Raw genomic sequence first — 10,440 nt, forward strand, 5'->3', positions numbered from 1 at the left:
AGCACGGCTCGCTCCGCGATCGGCACGACGACGACTCCAGCCCGGGTCGCGGGGCGACACCGTGCGCAGTCTGGGCATCGGTCCTCCTCGGGCCGGACTGCCATTCAGGGGCTGCCGCCCGGCCTGGTCGGTACCCACCCGCGCCGCGCGCACGCCTGGGGCGAGCCGGATAGCATGCCCGCGTGGCGAGAGGATTCCGGTTCCCCGGCTCCGCGGGCGGTCAGCACGACCCGTGGTTCCGCATCGGCACGCTCGAGGTCACCACGACCTGGTTCGTGGTGCTGCTGTCGGGGTTCGTGCTCGTCCTCGGCGCGTTCTCGCCCACGCTGATCTTCTATCTCACCCTCTTCCCGGAGTACCTCCAGTCGGGCCAGGTGTGGCGGCTGGTCACCTGGCCGCTCGCCAACGACATCCGGCTCGGCATCTGGCCGGTCATCACGATCTTCTTCTTCTGGTACTTCGGCGGGATGCTCGAGGAGGAGCTCGGCCGGGCCACGATGGCGCGGCTGCTGCTCTGGACGACGCTGTTCGTCGGCGTGCTCGCGGTGGTGCTCAGCATCCCGTTCGGCTGGTTCGACCCGGTGGTGGGCGGGCTCGGCACGCTCGAGCTTCTGGTGCTGCTGATCTGGATCGCCGAGCGTCCCCACGCCCGCTTCCTGTTCAACATCCCGGCATGGGTCTTCGGCGTGGTCATCGTCGCCATCCAGGTGCTCCAGCTCACCGCCTACCGCTCCTGGCTGGTGCTGCTCCACCTGCTGCTCAGCATCGGCATCGGCGCCCTGGTCGCCCGCCACTACGGCCTGCTGCAGGAGTACGCCGCGATCCCCCGCCTCGGCAGTCCCGGCGGGCGGCCGAAGCGACAGCGGCGCACGCCGAGCTCCGGGAGCGGCGGGGTCGTGGCCGGTCCCTGGGCCGGCTCGTCGGTCCCTCGCGTCGACAACGACCGGGCCCAGCTCGACGCGCTGCTCGACAAGATCAGCGAGTCCGGCATGGACTCCCTGACCTCGGGCGAGCGCAAGCAGCTCGAGGTGCTGCGCCGGCGGATCCGCGGGGAGTAGCCCGACACCACCGCACCCCGCCGAATCACCACCCGGGGAGCCGTCGTTGCGGCAGGATGACCCCTGTCAGCGACGGACCGGCCGCCACCCCCGGCGGCCTCGTGGAAAGGCGGGCCCGATGTCGGTGCTGCGCCCTCCCGCGATGCTTCCGTCCATCGCCCGTTCCGTGGCGGCGCTGCTGGCGTGCGGGCTCGCCGCGCTGCTCGTGCTGGCCGGCGGCCAGCCGGCCGCGGCCGCCGGCACCCGCGGCGACGTCGACCACTATCTCGACCAGGTCGCCGACCGAGCCACCAAGCCGGGGGTCTACGTCGACCCCGCCGTGCTCGAGGACGACCTCATCGCGAGCGACGACGTCACCGCGCTCACCCGGCAGGCGGTCAAGGTCTCGGGGCCGGTCCGGGTGATGGTGCTGCCGGTGGACCGGCTCACGGTCGACAAGGGTGGGCACACCTCGGCCGACCTGGCCTATCGCCCGGCCCAGCTGGTGCGCAAGATCGCCGACCGGATCGACCGCAAGGGCACCTACGCCGTGCTGGTGACGGCGCCGAGCCGCGACGACGGCGCGTCCTTCTATGCCCTGCAGGTGGTCCGTGGCGGGCCGTCGTACGACATCGGGCGGGCGACCTCGGCCGCGATCGACTGCTGCTCCACCGACGCCGCCGCCCTGCTCCGTCGGTTCCTCAAGGAGGCCGACCACCCGCTCGCCTCGGGGAAGAAGGGACGCTCCGGCGGCGGACCGGTCGAGATCGGAGCCAGCACCACGACCGCGTCGAGCGGTACCGGTGGCCCAGGGGCTCTGGCCTACGGCGGGATCATCGCGCTGATCATCGGCATCGGCGCCGCCGGCGTCTACACCCGGTTCCGCTCGACCGGCAGCACCCCGCACGGGTTGGACGACCCGACCGCCGAGGCCCTGCGCGGCGCCCTCACCGAGGAGGTCGAGGAGCTCCGGCAGCGGGCCAAGAGCCTCGGGCCGGCGGTCACCGGCGACCGCGAGGCCGTCGACGCCAGGGTCGAGGCGCTGCGCCGCCTGCTCGACCAGGCGGCCGGCCGGGCCGCGGGCATCCGCACCTCGGCGGACGCCCAGTCGGTGGCCCGGACGCTCGCCGACGCTCGCTACGAGTACGCCGCCGCCACGGCGCTCCGCGACGGGCGCCCCGAGCCGACCCGGACACCGCCGTGCTTCGTCGACCCCCGGCACGGGCTCAGCGTCGCCACCATGGTCTACCCGTCGTCGGACCTGACGGCGCCGGTGCCGGTCTGCGCCACCTGCCGCACCGAGCTCGCGGCCGGCCAGCAGCCGCGCCCCCGGCTGCTCCACTATCGCGGGGCGTGGACCGACCACTGGCGCGCCGCCGGAGCCTCCTGGGTCTACCTGCACGGCTACTGGGCCGGGCAGCCCTTCATGCACCAGCACTTCTCGATGCCGCCGCCGGACCAGCCGGGCGTGGCCACCGCACCCGAGACCGGCGCAGCCTCCGAGACGGTGCCGCCGTCCTCGCCGAGCGGCGGGGCCACCGACGCCTGACGCACCGGCGGCTGCGCTCGGACGACCCACGTCGCCGATCGGGCGCGGGTGAGCGGATTTTACTGTCCATCGGCTCCCTGACCGCAGGAAGTCTCGGGCCGGGGGTTCCCCCCGTGGAGCCGGGCGGTTAGGGTCCGGCGGGTGGCCTCTCCGTGGCCACCTCACCTCGTGAGACGACATCAACCGAGGAGCACCTACATGTTGCGAAGGACGGTGGCTGCGCTCAGCGCCCTGCCGCTCGTCCTCGCGGGCGGAGCGTTGAACAGCGCGAGCGCCGCGGGGACTGAGAGTTCCACGACCACGCCGGAGTACTCCGACGGCATCTACGTCGTACAGATGCTGGAGCCCCCTGCAGCCGGCTACACCGGCGGCAAGGCCGGCCTCAAGGCCACCAAGCCCGCACCGGGTCGCAGCCTGAACCCAGGCCTGCCCCGGGTGCGCGACTACGTCGGCCACCTCGAGGACAAGCAGTCCGCCGCCCTGAAGGCGGTCGGCAACCCGCGCACCCTCTACACCTACCAGTACGCCTTCAACGGCTTCTCCGCGAAGCTGACCGCCGAGCAGGCGGCCGCGCTGGCCAAGCAGAAGGGCGTGCTCGCCGTCACCAAGCAGCGCACCTACACCGTCGACACCTCGACGACCCCTGACTTCCTGCACCTCTCGGGCCCCGGTGGACTGTGGAACAAGCTCGGCGGCCCCAAGCGCGCCGGCAACAACGTCGTGATCGGCATCATCGACTCCGGCGCCACGCCCGAGTCGCTGTCCTTCTCCGCGCGGGTCAACAAGAAGGGCATCCCGGCCAAGACCGGGCGGCTCGCCTACCAGCCGCTGGCCGGCTTCGGCGCCGACCAGTGCCAGACCGGTGAGGACTGGACCGCCGCCGACTGCAACAACAAGATCGTCGCCGCGCGCTACTACAATGCGGGCTACGGCGGCGACGCCGGCATCGACGCCGACCGTCCGTGGGAGTTCAACTCCGCACGCGACTACAACGGCCACGGCACCCACACCGGCAGCACCGCGGGCGGCAACTACCGCACGCCGACCACCGGAGAGGCCGTCGCGCTGGGCTCCAGCGTGAGCGGCATGGCTCCGCGCGCCCGGATCGCCGTCTACAAGGCCCTCTGGTCGACCGAGGACGCCTCCACCGCGGGCGGCACCACGTCCGACCTGGTGGCCGCCATCGACGACGCGGTCGCCGACGGTGTCGACGTCATCAACTACTCCATCAGCGGCACCCAGACGAACTTCCTCGACCCGGCCGAGGTGGCGTTCCTCTTCGCCGCCGACGCGGGCGTGTTCGTCTCGGCCTCGGCCGGCAACAGCGGTCCGACCGCCTCCACGGTGGCGCACCCCTCGCCGTGGATCACCACCGTCGCCGCGGGCACCCACCCGCGCAACGGCTCCGGCTCGGTGACGCTGGGCGACGGGCAGACCTTCCAGGGCGCCTCGCTGGCGGCCGAGGAGGTCAGCGCCGACCTGGTCAACTCCAAGGACGTCGGCCTGAACGGCGCCACGGACGCGGCCCGGCTGTGCTACCCCGACGCCGACAACGAGCTCGACCCGGCCAAGGTGACCGGCAAGATCGTCGTGTGTGAGCGCGGCGTGATCGCCCGAACGGCCAAGAGCCTGGCGGTCAAGCAGGCCGGTGGCGTGGGGATGATCCTCATCAACACCTCGCCGAGCTCGGTCAACGCCGACCTGCACTTCGTGCCGTCGATCCACCTGCAGAACGACGCACTGGCTCCGGTCGAGGCGTACGCCGCCACGGCGGGCGCCACGGCGACGATCGCCAAGAGCACGCTCACCTTCGACGACCCGGCGCCCTACACCGCGTCGTTCTCGTCGCGTGGCCCGCTGCTCGCGGGCGACGGTGACCTGCTCAAGCCCGACCTGATCGCCCCCGGGCAGGACATCCTGGCCGCGGTCGCGCCTCCGGGCAACCACGGTCGCGAGTTCGACGTCTACAGCGGCACCTCGATGTCGGCCCCGCACGTCGCGGGTCTGGCGGCGCTGCTGCGCTTCAAGCACCCGGCCTGGTCGCCGATGGCGATCAAGTCGACGCTGATGACGTCGGCCTACGACGTGCTCGACGGTCCGGCCGACGACCCGTCGGTGATCTTCAGCGCGGGCGCCGGTCACGTCGACCCGCGGAAGGCCAACAACACCCACCTGGTCTACGACAGCGACTTCTACGACTGGTTGGCGTTCCTGTGTGGCACCACCACCGGGGTCGGCGCGAGCACCTGCGCCAGCCTCGAGGGCGCCGGCTACTCGCTCGACCCGAGCGACATGAACACGCCGTCGGTCTCGATCGGTGGGTTGGCGGGCAGCCAGACGGTGACCCGACGGATCACCAACGTCGGTCCCTACGCCGGCAAGTTCACGGCGAGCGTGCAGGGCATGGACGGGGTGGACGTGAAGGTGTCCCCGCGGTCGATGTTCATCCACAAGGGCGAGACGAAGTCGTTCACGATCACCTACACGCGCACCGACGCCGCGCTCAACGAGTACACCGGCGGCTACCTCACCTGGCGGGGCAAGCACCGCCAGAAGGTGCGCATCCCGATGGTCGTGAAGCCGGTGGCGCTCGCCGCTCCGGCCGAGGTCTCCGGTTCCGGTGACCCCGTGACCTACTCGGTCGGCTTCGGCTACACCGGGCCGTTCTCCGCGACGCCGGCCGGGCTGATCCCGGCCACGACGCAGGACGGCACGGTCGCCGACGACCCGGGTGACAACTTCGTCAAGGACGGTCCCGGCACCGACCTGAAGCTGGTGGACATCCCGGCCGGCACGACGTACGCCCGGATCTCGCTGTTCGACGACTACACCAGCGGCGACGACGATCTGGACCTCTACGTCTACGACTCGAGCGGCAATCTCGTCGGCGGCAGCGGCAGCGGCACGTCGAACGAGGAGGTCGACCTGGTCAACCCGGCCGCCGGCACCTACTCGGTCTATGTGCACGGGTTCGCGACCGAGGGTCCGGACACCGACTACACGCTGTTCTCGTGGGCGCTCGGGAGCGCCGACGAGGGCAACATGACGGTGTCCGCGCCGGCGACGGCCACCACCGGGGGCTCGGGTGACATCACCCTGACCTTCAGTGGCCTGGCCGCCGCGACGAAGTACCTCGGGTCGGTGACCTACGCCGGCTCCGACGCGATGCCCGACCCGACGATCGTCCGGGTCGACACTCCGTAGGCACCACGCCTCGGTGAACCACGGTCAGGGAGGCCCCGGCAACGCCGGGGACCTCCCTGACCGCATTTCCGAGCAGGCCGCCGCTGCCCGGGACGCGCTGCGAGAGCTGCGCGACCGGTCGGCGGCGGCCTCCTCGTCTCCTCCCGCGGAGTCCCTCGCTGGGCTGCTCCACCACCTCGACCTCGAAGGTGGGGTGTGGGTGCTCGACGCGGACTCCGGTGAGCGGCTCCAGCTGCTGGGGTCGATCGATCCGGCGTGGTCGGGCCGGCGGCTCACCGTGACCGGCATCCGACGAACCGAGGTGATGACGACCGCCCAGGTCGGCCCGGTGTTCGAGCTCATCGCCGCAGCACTCGAGGAGTGAGCCGGCGGCGCGCCACCAGCGATCGGGCATCATCGACCTCGGAGGTCCCCGTGCGCCGCTCGCTGCTGGTCATCGCCGCCCTGTTCCTGGGTGGCTGCGCGAGCGCCGATGACGAGCCGGTGCCTGCGCCGTCGAGCCCGTCGAGCGGTCCCGCCAGCCCGGAGGCCACCACGCCGACCGCCGGGGCCAGCGCCTCGGGCGGCGTCGCGACCCCTCCGGACGAGAGCGCCACTCCCGACCCCGCGCCCTTCCCCGTCTCGCTGCCGGCGTACTTCGACCGCCGCTTCTCCGGTGGCGACCTGCGGCTGGGCGAGGTGCGCGAACGCACGGCCGCCTACACGTCGTACGCCGCGAGCTATCGCAGCGGGCGGCTGCGCATCACCGGGGTGCTCAACGTGCCGACGGGTCGGGGCCCGTTCCCCGCCGTGGTGCTCGCGCACGGCTACATCGACCCGGCGATCTATGTCACCGGGCAGGGCATGACCCGCGAGCGTGGCGTGCTCGCCAGTCGGGGCTACGTCGCCTTCCACGTCGACTACCGCGGCCACGCCGGCTCCGACAGCGACCCCGCCACCGCGCGGCGGCTGCGGCTCGACTACTCCGTCGACGTGATCAACGCCGTGCAGGCGCTGCGGTCGACGCGGGCGGTGCCGGTCGACGACGACCGGGTCGGGTTGATGGGTCGGTCGATGGGCGGCGGGGTCGTCTACAAGGCGCTGGAGATGGCGCCCGGGCTGGTCGACGCCGCGGCAGTGTGGGCACCGGTGAGCTCGTGGGAGCCCGACAACTTCAACCGGTGGGTCCGGGGTGATCCCGCGCGCGACGACCTGACGGCGTACGTCGAGCGGCGCTATGGGCTGCCCGGGCAGCCCGGGAGCCGGCGCTTCTGGCGGGAGATCAGCGCGCGCACCTATGTCGACCGGATCACCGAGCCGATCCTGCTCGTCCAGGGCGGCAGCGACGACACCTGCCCGCCGCGGTGGGCCCGCGCGACCCATCGCGCCCTGCGCGCGGCCGACGTCCGGGCCCGGCTGGCGTGGTACCCCGACGAGGAGCACGCCTTCGGTCCCCGGTTCGCAGCGGCGATGGACCGCACCATCGGCTTCTTCGACCGCGAGCTCTGAGGGTCGGGCTGGCGTCCGTGCTTGTCCCGGCCTCCCCCCGGGTCGGTGCGGTGGCGCGTCATCCGAACCGCCCGCCCCGGCGACCCCGGCGGATGACGTTGCCGGGGCGTCATCCGAACCGCGCGCGAGCCGGCGTCTACTGGTGCGTACGGAGCACCAGACACGCCGTACGCACCAGTAGACATCCCCACACGGGGCTCAACGCCAGCGGCGCAACGCCACCCGGGACGTCATCCGAACCGCCCGCCCCGACGACCCCGACGTATGACGTTGCCGGGACGTCATCCGAACCGCCCGCCCCGGCGACCGGAGCGCATGACGTCCGGCGTCCGGGGAGCCCGCCGGGGTGACGCCGTCGGGGCGACGGAACCCCTCGCTCAGGCGTCCTCGACCAGGACGACGGTCAGCTGCCGAGGGCCGTGCACGCCCTCGACGCGGTCGAGCTCGATGTCGCTCGTGGCCGAGGGACCGCTGATCCAGGTCTGCGGCCGGGCCGGGTCGAGCCGGCCGACGGCCTCGGGCACACCCGCGACCACCTGGCTGGCGCGCACCACGCAGACATGCCGGTCGGGCACCAACGAGAGCGCCCGCCGGCCCTGTCCCGGGCCGTGGTCGAGCACGATCGTGCCGGTGCGCGCGATGCCGACCGCCGCAGCGGTCACGACGGCGTCCACCCGGTCGAGCTCGGCGGCGGTGAGACCCGAGTCGGCCACGCTGCCGGGCACCTCCCACGGGAGCCCGTCGGGGACCACCACCCGGTCGAGCCCGTCGAGCGCGTCGACCAGCGCAGCGCCGACGGTGGCCGCGCTGCAGCGGATCACGGTGGCGCGGTACTCCGCCACCCGCTCGGCGAACCGGTCGAGCACCGGGCCGTCGCCCGGCACGTCCCGATAGGCGCGCGAGACCTCCGGCGGCGCCGGCGCGGAGCCGAGCGCGGCCCGCACCGCCGCCAGGATCTCCTCGCGGGCGCTCACGACCCTGCCACCTCATCGTCGCGGCCGCCGGTCCGCCGCCACCAGGCGCGGAAGGACTCGGCGGGCGGCGCCGGCAGGTCGCGGGCGCCCGTCCAGGCCGCTCCGGGGCCGGGCACACGCCCGATGGCGGCCCGCCCGCCCGGCAGCGTACGCCGGCCAAGCCGCGCCGCCGCCCAGCCGACCAGGCCGCCGGCCCGCTCCGCCAGCGCGAGCCGGCCGGCCCGCCCGAAGGTCCAGCCGGCCGCCCTCATCGCGACCGCCTCGGCCCAGTGCGACCCGGGTCTCGGCCCGCTCCCCCGGTGGGCGTCGACCACCTGCGACCGCAGGTCGACCAGCACCGAGGGGATGTCGATCCGCACCGGGCACACCTCGAAGCAGGCGCCGCACAGCGACGAGGCATAGGGCAGCGAGTCGACCAGCTCGGACTCCCCCACGCCGCGCAGCAGCGGGTTGAGGATCGCCCCTATCGGCCCGGGATAGACAGAGCCGTAGGCGTGCCCGCCCACCCGCTCGTAGACCGGGCACACGTTGAGGCACGCCGAGCAGCGGATGCAGCGCAGCGCCTGCCGCCCCACCTCGTCGGCCAGCGCCCGGGTGCGGCCGTTGTCGAGCAGCACCACGTGCACCTCCTGCGGGCCGTCGCCGGGGGTGACCCCCGACCAGGTGGAGGTGTAGGGGTTCATCCGCTCGCCGGTGGAGGATCGCGGCAGCAGCTGGAGGAAGACGTCGAGGTCGGCCCAGCTCGGGATCACCTTCTCGATGCCGACCACGGAGACCAGCACCTCGGGCAGGGTGAGGCACATCCGCCCGTTGCCCTCCGACTCGACCACCACCAGCGTGCCGGTCTCCGCGACGGCGAAGTTCGCACCGGAGACGCCGACCTTGGCCCGCAGGAACTTCTCGCGCAGGTGCTCCCGAGCGGCCGCGGCGAGCACGGCGGGCTCGTCGGTGAGGTCGTCCGGCGCGGGCCTGCCGGCGGCGGCCATCGAGCGGCGGAAGATCTCGCGGATCTCCGCGCGGTTGCGGTGGATCGCCGGCACCAGGATGTGCGAGGGCAGGTCGTCGCCGAGCTGGACGATCAGCTCGGCCAGGTCGGTCTCCCAGGCGGCGATCCCCTCGGCCTGGAGCGCCTCGTTGAGGCCGACCTCCTGGGTGGCCATCGACTTGACCTTGACCACCTCGTCGACACCGTGCCCCCGGGCCACCGACGCCACGATCGCCCCCGCCTCAGCGGCGTCCCGCGCCCAGTGCACGGTCGCGCCCCGGGCCACCAACGACTCCTCGAGCCGCTCCAGGTGCCGGTCCAGCCCCAGCAGGGCCCGGTCCTTGATCGCCGCGCCCGCGACCCGCAGCTGCTCCCACTCCTCGACCTCGCCGACCACGGCGGCGCGCTTGGCGCGGATCGTCGCCGTGGCGTGCGCCAGGTTGCGACGCAGCTGGGTGTCGGCCAACGCCGTGCGCGCGGCCTCCGGGAACGCCGGCATCCCGACGAAGGTCGCGCCCATCAGGAGACCCCCTCCTGCGCGGCCAGCACCTCGGCCAGGTGGGCGACCCGGACACCCGCCCGCTGTCGCGACAGCAGTCCCGACAGGTGCATCAGGCACGACGAGTCCCCGGCGACCAGCACCTCGGCTCCCGTCTCCCGGACGTGGCGGACCTTGTCGCCGCCCATGGCCACCGACACGTCGGCGTTCTTCACCGCGAAGGTGCCACCGAAGCCACAGCACTCCTCGGCGTGCGGCAGCTCGACCAGGTCGATGCCGCGCACGGCGCGCAGCAGCCGCAACGGCCGGTCGCCGACCCCGAGCATCCGCAGCGAGTGGCAGGTCGGGTGGTAGGTCACCCGATGCGGGTACGACGCCCCCACGTCCTCGACGCCCAGCACGTCGACGAGGAACTCGCTCAGCTCCAGCGCCCGCGGCGCGGCCTCCGCCACGGCGCTGACGAGCCCCGGGTCACCGGAACGCCGCGCCACCAGGGCGTGCTGGTGGCGCACCGACCCGGCGCACGAGCCGGACGGCACGACCACGTGGTCATAGCCGGCGAAGGCGTCGACGTAGGTGCGCACCAGCGGCACCGCCTCGTCGACGTACCCGGTGTTGACCATCGGCTGCCCGCAGCAGGTCTGGGCGTCGGGGAAGTCCACGTCGACACCCAGCCGGCGCAGCAGCCGCACCGTCGCCTTGCC

8 protein-coding genes are annotated in these 10,440 nt (G+C 73.2%); 5 read left to right on the forward strand and 3 right to left on the reverse strand.

What is annotated here, in order from left to right; all coding sequences use genetic code 11:
* The first annotated feature begins 182 nt into the window (after positions 1-182).
* The 5 genes from R2740_RS17725 to R2740_RS17745 all read left to right on the forward strand — a co-directional run bounded on the left by R2740_RS17725 (position 183) and on the right by R2740_RS17745 (position 7,278).
* Positions 183-1,058 (forward strand): DUF6576 domain-containing protein, encoded by an 876-nt coding sequence (locus R2740_RS17725; protein ID WP_371304021.1) that lies wholly within the window; start codon positions 183-185, stop codon positions 1,056-1,058.
* Positions 1,059-1,176: 118 nt separating this feature from the next.
* Positions 1,177-2,586 carry a hypothetical protein gene (locus R2740_RS17730; RefSeq protein WP_371304022.1) on the forward strand — a complete coding sequence of 470 codons (1,410 nt, stop codon included), beginning with the start codon at positions 1,177-1,179 and terminating at the stop codon, positions 2,584-2,586.
* Positions 2,587-2,784: 198 nt separating this feature from the next.
* Positions 2,785-5,790, forward strand: a complete 3,006-nt coding sequence (locus R2740_RS17735; protein WP_371304023.1) for a S8 family peptidase — start codon at positions 2,785-2,787, stop codon at positions 5,788-5,790.
* A gap of 13 nt (positions 5,791-5,803) precedes the next feature.
* Positions 5,804-6,154 (forward strand): hypothetical protein, encoded by a 351-nt coding sequence (locus tag R2740_RS17740; protein WP_371304024.1) that lies wholly within the window; start codon positions 5,804-5,806, stop codon positions 6,152-6,154.
* Positions 6,155-6,204: 50 nt separating this feature from the next.
* Positions 6,205-7,278, forward strand: a complete 1,074-nt coding sequence (locus R2740_RS17745; RefSeq protein ID WP_371304025.1) for an alpha/beta hydrolase family protein — start codon at positions 6,205-6,207, stop codon at positions 7,276-7,278.
* 377 nt (positions 7,279-7,655) lie between these two features.
* On the opposite strand, the gene R2740_RS17750 is transcribed toward R2740_RS17745, so the two are convergent.
* The 3 genes from R2740_RS17750 to R2740_RS17760 form a co-directional block, all read right to left on the reverse strand.
* Entirely contained in the window at positions 7,656-8,252 is a 597-nt protein-coding gene (locus tag R2740_RS17750) for a lactate utilization protein C (RefSeq protein ID WP_371304026.1), read from the reverse strand.
* Positions 8,249-9,757 (reverse strand): lactate utilization protein B, encoded by a 1,509-nt coding sequence (locus tag R2740_RS17755; protein ID WP_371304027.1) that lies wholly within the window; start codon positions 9,755-9,757, stop codon positions 8,249-8,251. Before R2740_RS17755 ends, R2740_RS17750 begins: the two co-directional genes overlap by 4 nt.
* Positions 9,757-10,440 (reverse strand): (Fe-S)-binding protein (locus R2740_RS17760; RefSeq protein WP_371304028.1); only part of this gene is annotated, 684 nt, incomplete at its 5' end. The genes R2740_RS17755 and R2740_RS17760, both read right to left, overlap by 1 nt.

The organism is Nocardioides sp. (assembly GCF_041393715.1).
Lineage (GTDB): Bacteria > Actinomycetota > Actinomycetes > Propionibacteriales > Nocardioidaceae > Nocardioides.

Excerpts from the sequence above, each read along its gene's own strand:
- R2740_RS17755 (WP_371304027.1), bottom strand. The coding sequence starts at position 9,757 with ATGGGCGCGACCTTCGTCGGGATGCCGGCGTTCCCGGAGGCCGCGCGC.
- R2740_RS17730 (WP_371304022.1), top strand. The coding sequence starts at position 1,177 with ATGTCGGTGCTGCGCCCTCCCGCGATGCTTCCGTCCATCGCCCGTTCC.
- R2740_RS17735 (WP_371304023.1), top strand. The coding sequence starts at position 2,785 with ATGTTGCGAAGGACGGTGGCTGCGCTCAGCGCCCTGCCGCTCGTCCTC.